Origin of the sequence: Comamonas fluminis (assembly GCF_019186805.1) — a bacterium.
In the GTDB taxonomy this organism is placed as follows: Bacteria; Pseudomonadota; Gammaproteobacteria; order Burkholderiales; family Burkholderiaceae_C; genus Comamonas; species Comamonas fluminis.
In genome coordinates, this window is record NZ_CP066783.1 from 3,777,938 (window position 1) to 3,795,151 (window position 17,214).

Annotated in this window: 16 protein-coding genes and 3 tRNA genes; 6 read left to right on the plus strand and 13 right to left on the minus strand. The window is 60.9% G+C overall.

Annotation, left to right across the window (positions count from 1 at the left end; translation table 11 throughout):
• Nucleotides 1-26 precede the first annotated feature (26 nt).
• The 7 genes from JDW18_RS17405 to JDW18_RS17435 form a co-directional block, all read right to left on the minus strand.
• A complete protein-coding gene (locus JDW18_RS17405) occupies nt 27-1,673 on the minus strand; it encodes an isovaleryl-CoA dehydrogenase (RefSeq protein WP_218240719.1) in 1,647 nt (548 codons plus the stop codon).
• 200 nt (nt 1,674-1,873) lie between these two features.
• Nucleotides 1,874-1,950 (minus strand) — tRNA-Arg (locus tag JDW18_RS17410).
• 138 nt (nt 1,951-2,088) lie between these two features.
• Nucleotides 2,089-2,165: transfer RNA gene (locus JDW18_RS17415), tRNA-Arg, on the minus strand.
• 2 nt (nt 2,166-2,167) lie between these two features.
• A tRNA-Ser gene (locus JDW18_RS17420) sits at nt 2,168-2,258 on the minus strand.
• Between the two features lie 33 nt (nt 2,259-2,291).
• On the minus strand, nt 2,292-3,608 hold the full coding sequence (serS, locus tag JDW18_RS17425) for a serine--tRNA ligase (protein ID WP_218240720.1): 1,317 nt from the start codon (nt 3,606-3,608) through the stop codon (nt 2,292-2,294).
• Between the two features lie 185 nt (nt 3,609-3,793).
• Nucleotides 3,794-4,783 carry a 4-hydroxy-3-methylbut-2-enyl diphosphate reductase gene (ispH, locus tag JDW18_RS17430; protein WP_218240721.1) on the minus strand — a complete coding sequence of 330 codons (990 nt, stop codon included), beginning with the start codon at nt 4,781-4,783 and terminating at the stop codon, nt 3,794-3,796.
• Between the two features lies 1 nt (nt 4,784).
• Entirely contained in the window at nt 4,785-5,267 is a 483-nt protein-coding gene (locus tag JDW18_RS17435) for an FKBP-type peptidyl-prolyl cis-trans isomerase (protein WP_218240722.1), read from the minus strand.
• A 111-nt stretch (nt 5,268-5,378) separates the two neighbouring features.
• On the opposite strand from JDW18_RS17435, the gene radC reads away from it, so the two are divergent.
• Nucleotides 5,379-6,059, plus strand: coding sequence for a RadC family protein (radC, locus tag JDW18_RS17440; protein ID WP_218240723.1), 681 nt, complete (start codon nt 5,379-5,381; stop codon nt 6,057-6,059).
• The gene (locus JDW18_RS17445; RefSeq protein ID WP_218240724.1) at nt 6,056-6,712 is read left to right on the plus strand and encodes a Smr/MutS family protein; all 657 of its coding nucleotides are present in this window, start codon (nt 6,056-6,058) and stop codon (nt 6,710-6,712) included. The genes radC and JDW18_RS17445 overlap by 4 nt, the downstream gene beginning before the upstream one ends.
• Nucleotides 6,713-6,777: 65 nt before the next feature.
• Here the strand turns inward: JDW18_RS17445 and JDW18_RS17450 are convergent, their stop codons facing one another.
• From JDW18_RS17450 to JDW18_RS17470, 5 genes are all read right to left on the minus strand, one after another.
• Entirely contained in the window at nt 6,778-7,806 is a 1,029-nt protein-coding gene (locus tag JDW18_RS17450) for a M48 family metalloprotease (protein WP_218240725.1), read from the minus strand.
• 3 nt (nt 7,807-7,809) lie between these two features.
• On the minus strand, nt 7,810-8,400 hold the full coding sequence (locus tag JDW18_RS17455) for a LemA family protein (RefSeq protein WP_218240727.1): 591 nt from the start codon (nt 8,398-8,400) through the stop codon (nt 7,810-7,812).
• 96 nt (nt 8,401-8,496) lie between these two features.
• Entirely contained in the window at nt 8,497-10,572 is a 2,076-nt protein-coding gene (locus JDW18_RS17460) for a bifunctional 2',3'-cyclic-nucleotide 2'-phosphodiesterase/3'-nucleotidase (protein ID WP_218243966.1), read from the minus strand.
• Between the two features lie 135 nt (nt 10,573-10,707).
• Nucleotides 10,708-11,112, minus strand: coding sequence for a group II truncated hemoglobin (locus tag JDW18_RS17465; protein ID WP_218240730.1), 405 nt, complete (start codon nt 11,110-11,112; stop codon nt 10,708-10,710).
• Nucleotides 11,113-11,262: 150 nt separating this feature from the next.
• Nucleotides 11,263-13,800 carry an ABC transporter permease gene (locus tag JDW18_RS17470; RefSeq protein ID WP_218240732.1) on the minus strand — a complete coding sequence of 846 codons (2,538 nt, stop codon included), beginning with the start codon at nt 13,798-13,800 and terminating at the stop codon, nt 11,263-11,265.
• Nucleotides 13,801-13,889: 89 nt separating this feature from the next.
• Between JDW18_RS17470 and JDW18_RS17475 the strand changes: the two genes are divergently transcribed.
• The 4 genes from JDW18_RS17475 to JDW18_RS17490 all read left to right on the plus strand — a co-directional run bounded on the left by JDW18_RS17475 (nt 13,890) and on the right by JDW18_RS17490 (nt 16,241).
• On the plus strand, nt 13,890-14,963 hold the full coding sequence (locus tag JDW18_RS17475) for an adenosine deaminase family protein (RefSeq protein WP_218240734.1): 1,074 nt from the start codon (nt 13,890-13,892) through the stop codon (nt 14,961-14,963).
• Nucleotides 14,964-15,026: 63 nt separating this feature from the next.
• A complete protein-coding gene (locus JDW18_RS17480; protein WP_218240736.1) occupies nt 15,027-15,431 on the plus strand; it encodes a hypothetical protein in 405 nt (134 codons plus the stop codon).
• Nucleotides 15,428-15,919 (plus strand): low molecular weight protein-tyrosine-phosphatase, encoded by a 492-nt coding sequence (locus tag JDW18_RS17485; protein WP_218240738.1) that lies wholly within the window; start codon nt 15,428-15,430, stop codon nt 15,917-15,919. Before JDW18_RS17480 ends, JDW18_RS17485 begins: the two co-directional genes overlap by 4 nt.
• Before the next feature lie 13 nt (nt 15,920-15,932).
• A complete protein-coding gene (locus tag JDW18_RS17490; RefSeq protein ID WP_218240739.1) occupies nt 15,933-16,241 on the plus strand; it encodes a hypothetical protein in 309 nt (102 codons plus the stop codon).
• Nucleotides 16,242-16,250: 9 nt separating this feature from the next.
• On the opposite strand, the gene JDW18_RS17495 is transcribed toward JDW18_RS17490, so the two are convergent.
• Nucleotides 16,251-17,180, minus strand: coding sequence for a DMT family transporter (locus JDW18_RS17495; RefSeq protein ID WP_218240740.1), 930 nt, complete (start codon nt 17,178-17,180; stop codon nt 16,251-16,253).
• Nucleotides 17,181-17,214 lie beyond the last annotated feature (34 nt).

A 17,214-nucleotide genomic window follows, 5' to 3' on the forward strand; every position in this document is an offset into this window, starting at 1 on the left:
AAACCCGGATTTTTCAGCTCACCCCCTCAAAGTTGCGGCATGGCGCGCTCAATCAAGGCATCGAACGGCGCCGATGCATCCAGCGTACCAAACGCCAGGCCATGCGCTCCAGCCAGTCTGGATTGGCAAAATGCTGACGCCACATTGCCGGGCGCAGCTTGCAGCAGCAAAGCGGCCTGCAAGGCCAGAGCCATGCGCTCAACAATATAGCGGCTGCGCAGTTCCAGAGCAGCTGCATCGTTGAGCACCTGATCCAGCCACTGAGCTTCCTGATCCAGCGCCGCGCTTTCCCCTCGCACGCGGTACAGCTCTGCAAACAAGGCATCGCGCACCTCAGGCTCTCGCCGCAGCGCACGCAACACGTCCAGACACTGCACATTGCCACTGCCCTCCCATATGGAGTTCAGCGGTGCCTGCCTATAGAGACGGGGAAGAATGTTTTCCTCCACATAGCCAATACCGCCTAGGCATTCCTGTGCCTCGTTCACAAACACCGGAGCGCGCTTGCATATCCAGTACTTACCCACGGCTGTAACCAGCCGGGCCAGCGCGGATTCATGCTCATCATGCGGTGCACGGTCCACCGCGCGTGCGATGCGCATGGCCAGCGTAGTTGCTGCCTCGCTTTCCAGCGCCAGATCGGCCAGCACATTGCGCATCAAAGGCTGCTGCACCAGCGGTTTGCCAAACACACTGCGCTGACTGGTGTGGTGCAGCGCCTGCACCAAGGCCTGGCGCATGCCCGCTGCCGAGCCCACGGCGCAGTCCAGCCGGGTCAGCGCAACCATCTCCAAAATAGTGGCAACACCCCGCCCTTCACCCCCTACCAGATAAGCCGTCGCGCCTTGGAACTCCACCTCTGACGAGGCATTGCTCCAGTCGCCCAGCTTGTCTTTGAGGCGCTGAATACGCACCGCATTCAGACTCCCATCATCCAACACGCGCGGCAGCAGAAAACAGCTGAGCCCAGTCTCAGTCTGCGCCAGCACCAGATGCGCATCGCACATGGGTGCCGAGAAAAAGAACTTGTGCCCCACGATTTCATAGCTGCCATCCGCCTGCGCAATGGCCCGCGTGGTATTGGCACGCACATCAGTGCCACCCTGCTTTTCCGTCATCCCCATGCCGATGGTGCAAGCTATCTTCTGGCCTACCGGTAGACTGCGCGGGTCATAGTCGCTACCCAGCACCTTGGGCAACCAGATCTGCGCCAACCTGGGATTGCGGTGCAGCACCGGCACTGCCGCATGCGTCATGGTCAGCGGGCATCCCGTACCTGCCTCTGCCTGCCCGGAAAGATAAGACAAAGCCGCGCGCACCACATGCGCCCCCTCTTGATCCGCATGGTTCCACGAAAAGCTGTGCACCTGCGCCGCCATGCTGTGCCGCATCACATCGTGATAGGCCGGATGAAACTCCACCGCATCAATGCGCCGACCATATCGGTCAAAGCTGTGCAGCACAGGCTTGTGTGCGTTGGCCTGCTCACCCAGCTCCATCAACGGCCCACCGCAAATCGCACCATGCCTGCTCAAACGCTCGGCAGCCCAACCTCCGCCCTCCCGCTGCACCGCTTCCTGCAATACCCGGTCGCTGCTCCAGGCGTTATACGCAGGCAGGGGCAGCGGCTGGTTGAGAACTTCATGCGTCAGAAACTCATCTTTGACAGACATAACGCGGCCTCCCAATTGCTGATGGCGACAGCACAGCATGGCACGAATGCAGATACAGGCTTGTCACCTGCTTGCCAGTCCATCCACTGAATCAAATTGCATAGCATCCAGCGCTTTACTGACAAACACTAGCAATTGATTTGAAGCTGAAGCACAAACGAAAAAGCCTCAGAACTTTTCAGTTCTGAGGCTTAACGTTTTGGTGCGGCTGGCAGGAATCGAACCCACGACCCCTTGGTTCGTAGCCAAGTACTCTATCCAGCTGAGCTACAGCCGCGAAGCCGTAATTCTATCCGCAAAAATGACTACCCCGAGACAGTTACTGCAATTTCCTGCAAACTAGCGAAAACATTCGTCGAGATTCAAACCCGGAAAGACAAAAGCCCCAGAGTATTTCTACTCTGAGGCTTGTATCTGGTGCGGCTGGCAGGAATCGAACCCACGACCCCTTGGTTCGTAGCCAAGTACTCTATCCAGCTGAGCTACAGCCGCATTGGCGGAGAGGGTGGGATTCGAACCCACGGTACGTTATTCACGTACGCCTGATTTCGAGTCAGGTACATTCGACCACTCTGCCACCTCTCCTGTGTGTCGAAGCTGAAATTATAGCCTAAAAATTCAGGCCTTCAGCAAAGTTTTGCCGCCCATGTACGAAACCAGTGCTTCTGGCACGGTGATGGAGCCATCGGCGTTCTGATAGTTCTCCAGTACAGCGACCAGCGTGCGGCCAACAGCCAGGCCGGAACCGTTCAGGGTGTGCACCAGTTCGTTCTTACCCTGAGCATTCTTGAAGCGTGCTTGCATGCGGCGGGCCTGGAAGGCTTCGCAGTTGCTGACCGAGCTGATTTCGCGGTAGGTGTCTTGCGCGGGAACCCAGACTTCCAGGTCATAGGTTTTGGCAGAGCCAAAGCCCATGTCACCAGTGCACAGGCTCATGACGCGGTAGGGAAGGCCCAGCTTCTGCAGCACGGCTTCGGCATGGCCCGTCATCTCTTCCAGTGCTTCGTAGCTCTTTTCGGGGTGGACGATCTGCACCATCTCGACCTTGTCGAACTGGTGCTGGCGAATCAGGCCGCGCGTGTCGCGACCGCCGGAGCCAGCTTCGGAACGGAAGCAGGGGCTGTGTGCAGTGAGCTTGATGGGCAGACGGTCTTCCGCCAGCACTTCGTCGCGCACCAGATTGGTCAGAGGTACTTCGGCCGTAGGAATCAGGTACAGGGCCGCGGTGTCGGGCACTGGTTCGGCGTCCTGACCGCCCTTTTGCGCGGCAAACAGATCGCCCTCAAACTTGGGCAACTGGCCTGTGCCCTTGAGCGAATCGCTGTTGACGATATAGGGCACATAGCATTCGGTGTAGCCATGCGCTTCGGTCTGCAGGTCCAGCATGAACTGCGCCAGTGCACGGTGCAGGCGGGCGATCTGGCCTTGCATGACGGTGAAACGAGCGCCGGTCAGCTTGATGCCGGATTCAAAGTCCAGACCGATGGGCGCGCCCAGATCCACGTGATCCTTGATCTGGAAGTCAAAGTTTCTGGGCGTTCCCCAGGTACGCACCACCACATTAGCCGCTTCATCAGCGCCAACGGGCACGGATTCATGGGGCAGATTGGGCACAGCCGCCAGCATGGTCTGCAACTCGCTCTGAATTTGATCCAGACGCGTGGCGGACTGTTCCAGCTCGCTCTTCATGGCGGCGACTTCGGCCTTGGCGGCTTCGGCAGCGTCTTTCTCACCCTTGCCCATCAGCATGCCAATTTGCTTGGACAGCTGATTACGCTTGGACTGCAGCTCCTCCGTGCGCGTCTGGATGGACTTGCGTTCGGATTCCAGCGCCTTGAAGGCTTCCACGTTCAGGAAGGCTTGGGGGTTCTTGCGGGTCAGCAGTCGGGCGACGACCGAGTCCAGATCTTTGCGGAGAAGTTGAATGTCGAGCATAGAGTGAGATTTTAGAGCGACTGGACTTCCCATGGTTTAGACGGGAAAGCAGGCAACAGTCGGCTTCTGGGCAACTATCAAAAACAAAGCGCCTTGCGCAAGCTATTCATAGAATTTCAAATGAAATACATCTGAAACGATTGAATAACCAGCGCAAGGCGCTATGAAAGAAGAAGTCTTTGCGTTCAGTGGCCTGTTTCAGGCGCTTTGCGCACTTCGATTTCCAGGCCTGTGGCAGCGTCGATCTTCAGTCCCTTGGGCAGCGGGAACTTGATGGTTTCCTCAATGCCGTCCATCTTGCGCACGGCTACGGCGCCCAGCTGACGAATGCGTGCGATGACTTCATCCACCAGCACTTCAGGGGCTGAAGCACCTGCCGTCAGGCCCACGCGGGCCGCGCTGATAAACCACTCTTCTTTCAGCTCACCCGCGTTGTCCACCATATAGGCGGGCGTGCCCAAGCGGTCCGCCAGTTCACGCAAGCGGTTGCTGTTGGAGCTGGTGGGACTGCCCACAACGATAACCAGGTCGACCTGCGGCGCGAGCACCTTCACGGCATCCTGGCGGTTTTGCGTGGCGTAGCAGATGTCTTGCTGCTTGGGCTCGCGCACCAGCGGAAAGCGTGCCTTGATGGCGGCCTTGATGCCTGCAGCGTCATCCACAGACAAGGTGGTCTGCGTCACCACTGCCAGCTTTTCGGTCTGGCGCGGTGCCACCTTGGCCACATCGGCTTCGTCTTCAACAAGGTGAATGCCCTCGGAAAGCTGACCCATGGTGCCTTCGACTTCCGGATGACCTTTGTGGCCAATCATCAGAAATTCGTAGCCTTCTTTGGCCAGCTTGGCGACTTCCACATGCACCTTGGTGACCAGCGGGCAAGTCGCATCGAAGATGCTGAAGCCACGGCGCTCGGCCTCCTGCTGCACGGCCTTGCTGACACCATGCGCCGAAAAAATCAGCGTGGCGCCCGCCGGGACTTCGTCCAGCTCTTCAATAAAGATAGCGCCTCTGGCCTTGAGGTCATTGACCACAAAGGTGTTGTGCACGATCTCGTGGCGCACATAGATAGGCGCGCCAAACTTGGTCAGCGCCCGCTCCACGATCTCGATGGCGCGATCGACCCCGGCGCAAAAGCCGCGCGGCTCGGCCAGCAGAACTTCTTTGGCGCCCAGCACGTCAGAGCACCCCGATCAGCTTGACTTCAAACGTCACGGGCTGGCCTGCCAGCGGGTGGTTGAAGTCAAAAAGCACGGCACCATCTTCACGCACCTGCACCACCGCGCCTGCGTAGCTGCCCAGGCCATCGGGCGTGGGAAACTGCACCACATCGCCAGCGGTGTACTGCTCATGCGGGTCGCCCAGCTCATTCATCAGCTTGCGGGCCACCCATTGCATCATCTCGGGGTTGCGCTCGCCAAAGGCTTCGCCAGCGGCCAGCTCGAACGTGGTGTGCGTGCCTTCTGGCAAGCCCATCAGCTTGTCTTCCATGGCGGGGGACAGCTCTCCAGCGCCCAGAGACAGGGTCGCGGGCTTTTCGCTGAAGGTGTTGATCACATCGCCTGCAGGCCCGGCCAGGCGGTAATGCAGGGTGAGGAAGGAGCCTGCCTGCACAACGGGCAGGTCCGTAGCGGCGGCGGTGGAGGTAGCGCTTGTGGTCATGAAAGTCCCGATAAACTGGCCCGTATTGTAGAAAATCCCTCATGCCCCCGCGCTGTGTGCTGCGGATAGCCTCTTCACCACGCCCACTCACCTGCTCGCTCACATTGCCTCATGCCCATCAAAGACCTGCCTCTGGATGCCCAGCCGCGCGAAAAGCTTGCGCAGCGGGGGCCGGCTGCGCTCTCGGATGCGGAGCTGCTGGCCATTATTTTGCGCACCGGCATGGCGGGCAAAACCGTACTGCAGATGGCGCAGGAGCTGCTTCAGTTGCCGGGCACTGGCGGTATCGCCGGGCTACTGGCAGCCAGTTACCAGGACCTGAGCAGTGTCAAAGGCCTGGGCCCCGCCAAGCGGGCCGAGCTGATGGCCGTGCTGGAGCTGGCCCGTCGAGCCACCGCCCAGCAACTGCGTGAGCGGGAAGTGCTTGCCTCACCCGAGGCGGTCAAACACTATCTGCAACTGCACCTGGCTGCCAAAAGCCATGAAGTCTTTGCCGTGCTGTTTCTGGATAGCCAGAACCGCCTGTTAGCCCTGGAAGAAATGTTTCGCGGAACCCTGACGCAAACTTCGGTTTACCCTCGTGAAGTGGTGCTGCGCGCCCTGCACCATCAGGCCGGTGCGGTCATTCTGGCCCACAACCACCCCAGCGGCAGCGTGCAGCCCAGCACGGCCGACAAGTCGCTGACCGCCACGCTCAAAGCCGCTCTGGCGCTGATTGATGTCAGCGTGCTGGATCACATCATCGTGGCGCCGGGCGCAGCGTGCTCCATGGCCGAGGAAGGCCGGCTATGAACCACGCTCATCGCTCTCTGCACGATCTGGCGGGCATCTCACGCCAGCTCAAAATCGCCCGCGAGCAGGCCGAGGCGCTGGCAGCCGCTCAGGCCGAGGCCCGTGCCGCCCGCGAGCGTGAACGCAATCTGTTTACGCTGAGCATTGGCAAGATTTCCCCGCTGCGCTCACGCAACGAAGTCAGTTTTCAGGAGCCTCCGCCCTCTCCCCTGCCCTTGCAGCTGGTTATCGACGAACAAAACGTGCTGCGCGAGGCCATGAGCGATGAGTTCGACGTCAGCACCTTGCTGGATGTGGATGACCAGCTGAGTTTTCGCCGCCCCGGCATTGGCCTGGATGTGACGCGCAAGCTGCGCGGCGGGCAGTGGAGCATTCAGCGCCAGCTAGATCTGCACGGCCTGCGCTCTGACGAAGCCCGCGAGGCGCTGGGCCAGTTCATTCGCCTGTCGCACCGCACCGGTGTGCGCTGCGTGCGCATTGTGCATGGCAAGGGCCTGGGCTCGCCCGGGCGCACGCCGGTGCTCAAAGGCAAGGTTCAGCGCTGGCTGGTGCAGAAAAAAGAAGTTCTCGCTTTTGTGCAAGCACGCCCCGCCGAGGGCGGCGCTGGCGCATTGGTTGTGCTGCTGCAACCGGGCAAGCGCAAATTATTCTGAGCCAACCGCTTTCATTTTGATAGCTGCCTGCGCTTATTGCGCCGTGGCTACAGCATCAAATCGCCTTATCTTCCCTGGGGTACGTTATTGAGCGGCAGCGGCAAGGGGCCCATATCACGACCATAAATGCGGCGTACGCGCTCTGGCACCGTGGGGTGTGATTCCAGCCAGTCTTCCAGGCGGCTGGCATGGGGCGTCTCAGCCAGCAGCATGTGCTGCACCAGCCGGTGATCCAGCCCTGCGTGGCCGCGCAGATCAGCCTGCCAGCTGCCGTACTGGCGCCGCGCTATCTCCCGCTGGGTCAGCACCTTGCGCAGCACGCCGCCCAGCCCATCTTTGCTGCGCGTCCATTGCACGGCACGCGCATCGGCCAGATATTCGCGCTGGCGCGAAACGGCAGCTTTCAGCAACTGCCCGCACAACCAGCCCATAAAGCCCGCCGCCTGAATGAATGCGCCAAACCATTGGGTAATCAGTGTTTCGCGCTCGCGCATGCTCTGGCCAAAGTTATGAATCAGCTCCAGCCCATAAACCATGCCCGCCAGCTGCATGTTCAGCCGCGTATCGCCTTCGCGCAGATGCGATAGCTCATGTGCCACCAGCCCCTGCATTTCTTCACGCGTCAGTTGGTCCAGCGCGCCTTGCGTGACGGCGATGATCGCGTCCTGCGCATCCCAGCCCGCTGCAAACGCGTTGATGGCCTCGGCACGCGCCAGCACCGTGACCTGCGGCGATGGCCAATGTGCGGCAATGCACATTTCATCCACGATGTTGCACAGTTGCTGCTCTGCCAGAGAACTGCCCGGCCTGGCCTCACGCGCGCCCACCCTCTCGGCCAACTTGCGCCCGCCATGGCGCAGCTGGTCCAGCTCTATCCAGCAGCCGCCCAGCACCAGCAGCAGCGTCATGCCGATATTCACAGCGGTGAAACCCACGGGATATTTCCAGCCGCCAAAGGCCATCGTCCCCAGCCACCAGGCCAGCGTCAGCCCCAGATGCACCGATGCCACCACAGCCAGCACACACAGGCCAAACGCCAGCAACAGCCAGCGCGTGCTGCGCCGGGCTTCTTGTTGCCGATCCCAGAAGCGCATGACTTAAAACTTGACTTTCGGGGCTGCGCGCTCCTGCTCATTCTGGGTGGACGCCAGCATGTCCATATGCACAAACCCCGCCAGTCGCGCCACGATGAGGTCGGGGAACCGCCCCGCCTGATTATTGAAATCCAGCACCCCATCGTTATAGGCTTGGCGCGCAAAGCCAATGCGATTTTCGGTGCTGGTAATTTCTTCGCTGAGCTGCTGCATGCGCGCATCGGCCTTGAGGGTTGGGTAGGCCTCTGCCAGCGCCATCAGGCGGCCCATCTGTCCACCCAGCACCTGCTCTGCCGCCATGAGCGCACCCATGGCCTGCGCCTTGCCTGGTGACTGGCGCGCTCTGTCTGCCGCGCTGACTGCCTCACCACGCGCGCGAATCACGGCTTCCAGCGTCTGGGCTTCGTGCTGCATATAGCCGCGCGCAACCTCTACCAGATTGGGAATCAGGTCATGACGGCGCTTGAGCTGCACATCAATCTGTGCAAATGCGTTTTCCACCCGATTCTGGTGGGTGCGCAGCCGGTTGTACACGGCGACCACCCAGACCAGAAGCACGACCAGCACCACCGCCACCAGCGCGAAATATCCCATCTCAAGCTCCCTCCATGAATTTGCGCATCATAGCCAGCGCCATGAAAAACCCGCCATGGCGGCCAGCACCATGGCGGGTATCAAGGATGGCAATGCTTACTTGGAAAGATCGATCTGGTACTTGCTCATGCCCTTGCCCGAACCATCATCGGCGGCCAGCATGGAAACACCATTCAATGCCGCAGCCTGCGCCACACTCAAGGCCGCAGTGCCCGAGCTGAACACCACCGGGCCAACCGTGGCGACCTTGGTAAAGCGCCAGCTCTTAGCGGCACCATTGGCCGCACGGGTGACTTGCGGGTTCTTGCGCACATACTCGATCACCACATCGCGGTTGGCGTCAGGCGAGGCCCAGATGGCCGACGAGCCGTCGAGCTTGGGAATAAAGCTCTTGCCGCTGGTGGCACGATAGTTGTTGGTGGCAATCACAAATTCCTGCGCGGTATCGATGGGCTTGCCCAGATAGGTCAGGTTCTTGATGCGGCTGCCCTTGGGCTGGGTCACATCAATTTCGTACTGCACATCCGCTGTGGTGAACATGTCGAAGTTGTAGCCGGGGAAGCTGCTGATGAGCTGCTGCTCCGCAGTCTTGTTCACATCAATCTGGTTGAAGCGCTGGGCCGCAGCTTCCAGCCAGTCTTTGATGTCGGCGCCGTTCACCTTCACCCCATACACGGTGTTGGGGTACAGATAAAGATCGGCTGCGTTGTAGATGGCCAGCGGGCCAGCGGCGACATCGGTGAAGTCCTTACCGCCCTGAAAGCCCGACTTGAACGGCGCGCTAACGGACAGCACGGGCAAGCTGGCGTACTGCGGCAGATTGGCCTTGATGTAGCTGGCCACATAGCTTTGCTGCGCCTGGTTGACGATCTGGATCGCCCCGGGGTCGCCCACATCGGCAAACAGCGTGCTCATGCGGAAGTCAGTGCTACCAATCGGCGTTTTCACATAGCTGATGGCTGCCTGATGCTGGGTTTCAATCAGCGGTGCAATCGCCGGGTCAGCATCGACAAATACGGTGGTGCCTGCCGCATCCTTGTTCTGGATATTGCGCAGCTCGCTCTTGCTGCCGGTCTTGGCTACGCTCCACTTCTTGCCATCCCACTGCAGTGGCAACTGGATCACGCCCAGCGCCTTGCCCCAGGAACTGGCCATGACAGCAGGCACACCGTTGACCGTTCCGGCCTGGTTGTCCACACCGCTCTGGCTAAATGCAGGCTTGGCCGACAGATCGGGGAAGACGCTGTGCTGGTGCCCCATGACCATGGCATCAATGCCCGCTACCTTGGACAGATACAGGCCCGGGTTCTCCATGGTGGCCGAATAGGCTGATCCATCCATGCCGCCATGCAGCAGGGCCACCACCACATCAGCGCCCTTGGCGCGCAGCTCTGGCACATATTTACCGGCGGATTCCACCGAACCTTCGGTATAGACCTTGCCGTCAAGGTAGCGCTTGTCCCAGTTCATGATGCCCGGCGTGGTAAAGCCAATCACGCCAATCTTGATGGGCAGCTTGACCTCTTTGCCGTCGCTGCCCTTGGCCACCATGGTGCGCTCCAGCAGCACATAGGGCTGCACCAGCGGCTTCTTGGTCTTGCTGCTGTAGACGTTGGCCAGCACAGCGGGAAAGCCGTTGCCTGCGCATTTCTGGCTGGCGTCCACACCCTCCACATCCAGACCACCGCCCAGCACCTGATTGAGAAACGGCAGGCCGTAATTGAATTCGTGATTGCCCAGCGTTCCCGCATCAAAGCTCAGCGCGCCCATGGCCTTGTACATGGATAGCTGCTGCGTGCAGGGAATGGGCTTGACTTCGGCCTCGTAGTCGGCCAGCGCCGTGCCCTGAATGGTGTCACCGTTGTCCACCAGCAGCGTGTTGGCGAATTCCTTGCGCGCCTGGCGAATCAGCGTGGCTGTGCGCTCAAAGCCATAGGTCTTGTCTTCCGCCAGCTTGAAATAGTCAAAGCTGCGCACATTGAAGTGCAGGTCCGTCGTCTCCAGCACGGCCAGTGTGGCGGTTGCGGGCTGGCTGCTGGCCGTTGGAGGCGTGGGCGCTGACGTGCTGTCGTCACTGCCACCACAAGCGGCCAGCAAAGTGGCGCAACCCAGTGCGGTCAGCCAATATCGGCGTGCTTTGAAGGTGGAGCGGAAGTCGCCCGCGCGCAGCATTGCGGCGGGCACGGAATAGTCCTGCATGAGGAAATCCTGCTTGTTGAAGTGCAAGCAGTTTCCGCACAGTGATTGACAGAGCCATGAAGGAAATTTGACAGATCCAAGGCACGGCAGGTTCTGTCATGCGCCCTGTCACACACCCCGGTTGCGCATCCAGTCTGCCGTGTTCATGAAGCTGGCTTTGAGGCGGGTGCGCAAGGCCTCTGGCACGCCGGTTTCGCCCATGGCCTGATCCATGCAGGCCACCCACTGGTCACGCTCCTGAATGCCAATCGAAAACGGCATATGGCGCATGCGCAGGCGCGGGTGACCAAAGCGCTCCTGATAGTAGTCAGGGCCGCCCAGCCAGCCGCACAGAAACCAGAACAGCTTCTGGCGCGCATCTTCCAGCGTGCTGCCGTGGGCGGCGCGCAGTTCCTTGTAGCCTGGCTCCAGGTCCATCAGGTCATAAAAGCGCGCAACCAGTTGCTGAACTTTTTCTTCCCCGCCAATCCATTCGTAGGGCGTGTCAAACGGTGGCTTTTCTTCTATCTGCATGGTGCTTTGGGTTACGGATTGGGTTGCGGCGTAATGCGTGCATTGTCCTTGCCAGCGCTTCCCCTGCGCTGACGCAAGGCAATTTATGTATAAAAGCAGACCATAGCGCAAAGACATCCAGCGCTTACAGCTATGAATTTTGATTAGCCATCACTCCTGCGCCTGCCTCAGCGTCTGCATCACGGGTCGCCTCACCACCTCGCGCAGCGCCCACCATCCGGCCAGCCAGGCCAGCGCAGCGCCCGCCAGTGCGCCCACCAGCGGAGCCCACCACAGCACGCTCCACTCAAAATCAAACACCCAGCGCGCCAGTGCCCATCCCACGGCCAGGGCCACACAACTGGCCAGAAAGCCTGCCATCAGGCCCACGCCCGCCAGCTCGGCGCTTTGCACCTGCTGCAACAGGCCTGATCTTGCGCCCACGGCACGCATGATGGCGTACTCACGCGCCCGCTCCTCGCGCGTGCCGGTGACCGATGCGAACAACACCACCAGCCCCGCCACCAGCGTGAAGCCAAAGAGAAACTCCACCGCACGAATGACCTGATCCATCACCCGCTGCACCTGGGCCAGTGTGCTGCTCAGATCGACATTGGTAATGTTCGGAAACTGGTTGACCAGCGCATTGTCAAAGCCCGCTGTGCCCGGCGCGCGATAGGCGGCCAGATAGGTCACGGCCACGTTCTCCAGGTGCTTGACCGGGTAGATAACAAAGAAGTTGGCCCGCATCGAACTCCAGTCCACCTTGCGCAAGCTGGTAATACGTGCCTCGCTTTCCTGCCCGCCCACATCAAAGCGCACCCTGTCGCCCAGCTTCAGGCCCAGCGTCTTGGCAATGCCTTCTTCCATGCTGATGGCGCCTTCCTCGCCCGCTGTCCAGTGGCCACCCACAATCTGGTTGTGCTCGGGCATGGTCTCGGATGTGGAGATATTGAACTCTCTGTCCACCAGCCGCTTGGCACGGTCTTCGGCATAGTCATCGGGTGTGACATCTTTGCCATTGATGGCAATCAGGCGGCCACGAATCATGGGAAACCAGTCATAGCTTTGCACGCCCGCTTTCTTCAAGGCCGCCTGAAAGTCCTGCGCCTGATCGGGCTGAACGTTGATGACAAAGCGATCCGGCGCATTGGCAGGCGTGGCCTTGCGCCAGCTGGCAATCAAGTCGGTGCGCAGCAACACCAGCAGCACCAGCGCCAGCAGCCCCACGGCCAGCGAGCTGACCTGCACCACCGCATACACAGGCTTGGCCGACACCTGGCGCGTAGCCATCACCAGCCAGCGCGGGGCCGTTGCCTCATTCACCACCCGGCGCAGCAGCTTGACGGCCAGCCAGGCCAGGCCCGCAAACAGCAGCACCGCCACGGCAAAGCCACCCACGGCAATCAAGCCCAGCTTCACATCGCGGCTGGCCGCCATCAGCAAGGCCGCAAAGCCGGCCACACCCACGCCCAGCACCAGCCAGGAAGCGGGTCTGATAGTCCCCAGGTCGCGCCGCATCACGCGCAGCGGTGGCACTTGCGCCAGTTGCAGCACGGGCGGCAGGCCAAAGGCCAGCAGCAAAGTCATGCCCATGCCCACGCCAAACACCGCAGGCCAGATGCTGGCAGCAGGCAGCGCCGCATCCACCAGCCCGGCCAGCAGCCAGACAAAGACATGGTGCACACCCCAGCCCAGCAACACACCAGCCACACTGGCCGCCAGGCCGATACAGGCAAACTCCACCACATAGCTCATGGCAATGCGGCGCTGGCTTTGGCCCAGCACGCGCAGCATGGCCGATGCATCCAGGTGGCTGTTGGCAAACGCCCGCGCAGCCAGCGCCACGGCCACGGCAGATAGCAGTGCGGACAGCAGCGCCACCAGACTCAGAAATTTCTCGGCCCGGTCCAGCGTCTGGCGCATCTCGGGGCGGCCGCTTTCCAGCGACTCAATACGCACACCATGCAGGCTCTTGGCCTGCTCTTGTGCCCAGCTCAGATAGGCTTTGGCCGCCTGCTCGCCCGCACGCCCCATCTCAGCCACGGAAGCCACAGCCAGCCGATAGGTGATACGGCTCGCAGGCTGCACCAGCCGCGTTGCCGCCAGGTCATCGCTGTTGATCATCACGCGCGGCGCAAAGCTCATGAAGCCTGCGCCCCGGTCCGGCTCAATGGCGATGATGTGAGAGATATGAAAGCTGGCATCGCCCAGCAGCAGCCGGTCGCCCAGCTTCAGGCCCAGCGCCTCCAGCAGCGGCGCATCGACCCAGACATACCCGCTTTCTGGCGTGGCCCGCACTTCCAGATCAGGCTGACCTGGCCCCTGATTCAGATGCAGCACGCCGCGCAGCGGGTAACCCACCGCCACGCTTTTGAGGGCCACCAGACGGCTGGCACCGCCCTGCGCCTGATCGGCCCGCGCCATGGTCGGAAAGCTGGCCGTTGCCAAGGTCTGCAACTTCTGCGCGTGGGCATGCTCCGTAAAGATCGCTGGCGCGGGGTTGTCGCTGACCACCACCACATCACCGCCCAGCAGCTGGCGCGCATCGCGCTGCAGACCGCCCTGCAGACGGTCGGCAAAAAAGCCCACCGAGGTGAGGGCTGCCACGGCCAGCAGCACGGCCACAATAATCAGGCGCAGCTCTCCCGCGCGCAGGTCGCGCCACAGGTTGCGCAGTCCCAAAGTCCAGACAGATGATGCTTGCATGGCGTGAACGATAGCGCAGCCGCACAAGCCCACGTAGAACGCTGCCCACAGGAACACTGGGATGATGGCAAATCACTACCATCAGCGCCATGAATGCTGCGCCGACTGCCCCCACCCCTGAATTGACCGCCTTTGCCCACGCCATCCCCAAGATGGAGCTGCACTGCCACCTGCTGGGTACGGTACGCAAGAACACGTTTATCGAGCTGGCCGAACGATCCACGGCCGCACTGACGCGAGAAGAGATCGAAGCCTTCTACACACGCGGCGAAAAGCCTGTGGGTGTGCTGCGTGTGCTGCGCGCACTGGATCAATGGTTGCTGCAAACCCCGGCAGACCTGGAACGCATCACCTACGAATACCTGCAGGATGCCGCCGCCCACAACGTGCGCTATGCCGAATTTTTCTGGAACCCCACAGGCACGGTGCAATGCTCGGGCATGAGCTACGCGCAGGCCCAGCAGGCGATTCTTTCCGGTTCCGCCGCCGCGCAGAAGGACTGCGGCATACGCGGGCGACTGGTGCCATCGATTGACCGCGAAGCCCCGCCCGAAGCGGCTGTGCAGATGGTGCAATGGATGCTGGACAACCGCCATGAAGACGTGCCCGGCATCGGCATCGACTACCGCGAAAACGATCGCCCGCCCGAGCTGTTTCTGGAAGCCTATGCACTGGCGCGCAAAAACGGCCTCAAGACCACGGCCCACGCCAGCGAATTCGGCCTGCCCTGGAACAATCTGCAAACCGCCATCGAGCTGCTCAAGGTGGACCGTGTGGACCACGGCTACACCGTCATCGACAACCCCGAACTGGCCCAGCGCTGTGCTGATCTGGGCATGGTGTTCACCGTGGTGCCTACCAACTCTTACTATCTGCGCACGCTGGCCCCTGAGCGCTGGGCGCTGGACCACCCCATTCGCCAAATGCCCTCCATGGGCCTGCGCGTGCACCCCAATACCGACGACCCCACGCTGCACCATGTCAACCCCACGGGAGCCTGGACCAAGATGGTCAGCGACTTTGGTTTTTCCATGGATGACCTCAAAGGCTTCATGCTCAACGGCATAGATGCCGCCTGGATTGACGACAGTGAAAAGCGCAGCCTGCGCCCGCAGTGGAGCGCGGAATTTGATGCGCTTCGCACAGCACACCATTTCGATTAAATCTGCCTGAAGCGCTTATTCAATCAGCGCTATCAGCTATCAAATTTGAAGAATCCAACTTCCATGCAAGAACCGTCCTCCTCCCCCGCAAGCACTTTGCAAGAGCTGCAAACGTCCCTCGAAAAGCTCAAAGAAACCGGCATCAAACTGGAAGCCACGCGCCAGCAATACGAGCAGAAAATGCAACGCTCCAGAAAATGGAACCTGTTTGCCGTAGTGCTTTCCGCAATGGTCTGCATCGTCGCCTGGGTCAACCACGCTTCGCCCTGGCTGCGCTGGGGCGTACTGCCCGTGGTGCTGTTTCTGGTGCTGTTCTTTGAAGCCATGCGCCGCCTGCTGGGCGTGACCATGCAAAGCAGCATTCGCCAGTTGAAGCTGCAAATCAGCGGGCTGGAAGCCAAGGTTGCCGAGGCACAAAACGCACCCACACCAGCCGCACCCGCACAAACACAGGAACCACAGCTATGAAACAGACGCAACCCTTTCGCGTGCTCATGGTCTGCACCGGCAATATCTGCCGCAGCCCCACCGCGCACGGCGTGCTGGAAAAGATGGTGGCTGATGCGGGGCTTGAGCATCGGGTGCAAGTGGACTCGGCCGGCACACACAGCTACCACGTGGGCGACCCACCTGACGCCCGCAGCCAGCAGCACGCGCTGCGCCGTGGCTACGATCTGAGCGCTCAGCGCGCACGCCAGCTGACGCGCCAGGACTTTGACGATTTCGATCTGATTCTGGTCATGGACAGCGCCAATGAAATCGCTGCACGCCGCATTGCCACTGCCGCCCAGCAGCAGCGCATGAAGCGCCTGACCGACTACTGCCAGCGCTTTGAAGACCGCGAAGTGCCAGACCCCTACTATGGCGGCGAGCGCGGGTTTGAACATGTGCTGGATCTGGTCGAAGACGCTTGCCAGAATCTGCTGCAAGCCCTTGCGCAAAATCATCAGACCTGAACGGAGCGACGCTATGCAGGTGGAGTGCAGCCATCACATCGACGCGGGCGAGCTGGATGCCGATGGCTACTACGATTACTACTACGAGTACGACATCTACCGCTTCACGCTGGGCGGCCTGAGCTTAGTCGTGCGCAGCTACAGCGACACCAGCACTCAGGCCAGCATACTGGGGCTAGAAGAGGCAGGAAAATCACGCGCGCTGCAGTTCAAGGACTTGCAGCGCCCCCTGGTGCAGCAGGCCAAGGCCCATCTGCAAGAACTGGGCAAGCAGGATGTACGCTGGTTCAATCCACGATATGCGCGCTATGACCCAGCCTGAGCCGCTCGCTCACGCCACTGCGCGACGGCCCCAGTTCATGACTGCCGTGCCCAGCACCGCCATTGCACCGCCAATCAGCATGGAGCTTTCAATGCTCTCGCCCAGCAGCAGTGCCGAAAGAATCACCCCAATCACCGGCACCAGCGTGATATAGCCGGAAGCGGCACCAACACCCAGCGCCTTCACACCGGCGAAGTACCAGGCGTAAGCCAGCGCCGTTGCACCCCAGGCCAGGAACAGCAATGCCCCCCAGGCCTTGGCAGAGCTGTGAAATGCTTGCGCAAAGCCCTGCGTTCCCTCCACACACAGGCTGCTAACCAGCAGCATCAGCGCGCCCAGTGTGGAGGTCACCGCGGTGGCAGACAGTGCATCCACACCATCCATCACCCAGCGCCCCAGCAAGGTGTAGCTGACCCAGCAGGCCACGCAGCCCAGAATCAACCATTCACCCACGCCCAGAGCGCCGTTAAAAACCTGCAGCGGATTGCCGTGCGAGATCACCACCACCGCGCCCATGGCGGCTACCGCCATGCCCAGCCCAATCACGCCGTTGATGCGCTCCTTGAAAATCCAGACGGCCAGCAGCAGGGTAAGAACAGGATTGAGCGTAATCAGCAGCGCAGCCTTGCCAGCCGGAATGTGCTGCAGCCCCATCAAGAACATGGCGGCATAGCCAAATACGCCTGTAGCACCCGCCAGCGCCATACCCATCCAGCGCTGGGCGCTCCACTTTTTGAGTGGACTAAAGCCCACGGTGCCATACATCCACGGCAGCAGCACTATGGCGGCCAGCAAAAAACGCAGGCTGGCGGCGGCCAGTGGCGGCATGTTCTGGGCAATCACTTTGCCTGCGGGCCAGGAAGCACCCCAGAGCAAAGCCATGCCAATCAGGCGCAGATGCGGCCCCAGCTGGGCAGCAGAAAATCGGGAAACTGTCATACAAAAACCAGAGACGCAAAGCGTGCGAAAAACC

Bases quoted from the DNA above. Each gene is read 5' to 3' on its own strand.
- JDW18_RS17405 (WP_218240719.1), bottom strand. From the start codon at position 1,673: ATGTCTGTCAAAGATGAGTTTCTGACGCATGAAGTTCTCAACCAGCCG.
- serS (WP_218240720.1), bottom strand. From the start codon at position 3,608: ATGCTCGACATTCAACTTCTCCGCAAAGATCTGGACTCGGTCGTCGCC.
- JDW18_RS17435 (WP_218240722.1), bottom strand. From the start codon at position 5,267: ATGACCACAAGCGCTACCTCCACCGCCGCCGCTACGGACCTGCCCGTT.
- radC (WP_218240723.1), top strand. From the start codon at position 5,379: ATGCCCATCAAAGACCTGCCTCTGGATGCCCAGCCGCGCGAAAAGCTT.
- JDW18_RS17445 (WP_218240724.1), top strand. From the start codon at position 6,056: ATGAACCACGCTCATCGCTCTCTGCACGATCTGGCGGGCATCTCACGC.
- JDW18_RS17450 (WP_218240725.1), bottom strand. From the start codon at position 7,806: ATGCGCTTCTGGGATCGGCAACAAGAAGCCCGGCGCAGCACGCGCTGG.
- JDW18_RS17455 (WP_218240727.1), bottom strand. From the start codon at position 8,400: ATGGGATATTTCGCGCTGGTGGCGGTGGTGCTGGTCGTGCTTCTGGTC.
- JDW18_RS17460 (WP_218243966.1), bottom strand. From the start codon at position 10,572: ATGCTGCGCGCGGGCGACTTCCGCTCCACCTTCAAAGCACGCCGATAT.
- JDW18_RS17465 (WP_218240730.1), bottom strand. From the start codon at position 11,112: ATGCAGATAGAAGAAAAGCCACCGTTTGACACGCCCTACGAATGGATT.
- JDW18_RS17470 (WP_218240732.1), bottom strand. From the start codon at position 13,800: ATGCAAGCATCATCTGTCTGGACTTTGGGACTGCGCAACCTGTGGCGC.
- JDW18_RS17475 (WP_218240734.1), top strand. From the start codon at position 13,890: ATGAATGCTGCGCCGACTGCCCCCACCCCTGAATTGACCGCCTTTGCC.
- JDW18_RS17480 (WP_218240736.1), top strand. From the start codon at position 15,027: ATGCAAGAACCGTCCTCCTCCCCCGCAAGCACTTTGCAAGAGCTGCAA.
- JDW18_RS17485 (WP_218240738.1), top strand. From the start codon at position 15,428: ATGAAACAGACGCAACCCTTTCGCGTGCTCATGGTCTGCACCGGCAAT.
- JDW18_RS17490 (WP_218240739.1), top strand. From the start codon at position 15,933: ATGCAGGTGGAGTGCAGCCATCACATCGACGCGGGCGAGCTGGATGCC.
- JDW18_RS17495 (WP_218240740.1), bottom strand. From the start codon at position 17,180: ATGACAGTTTCCCGATTTTCTGCTGCCCAGCTGGGGCCGCATCTGCGC.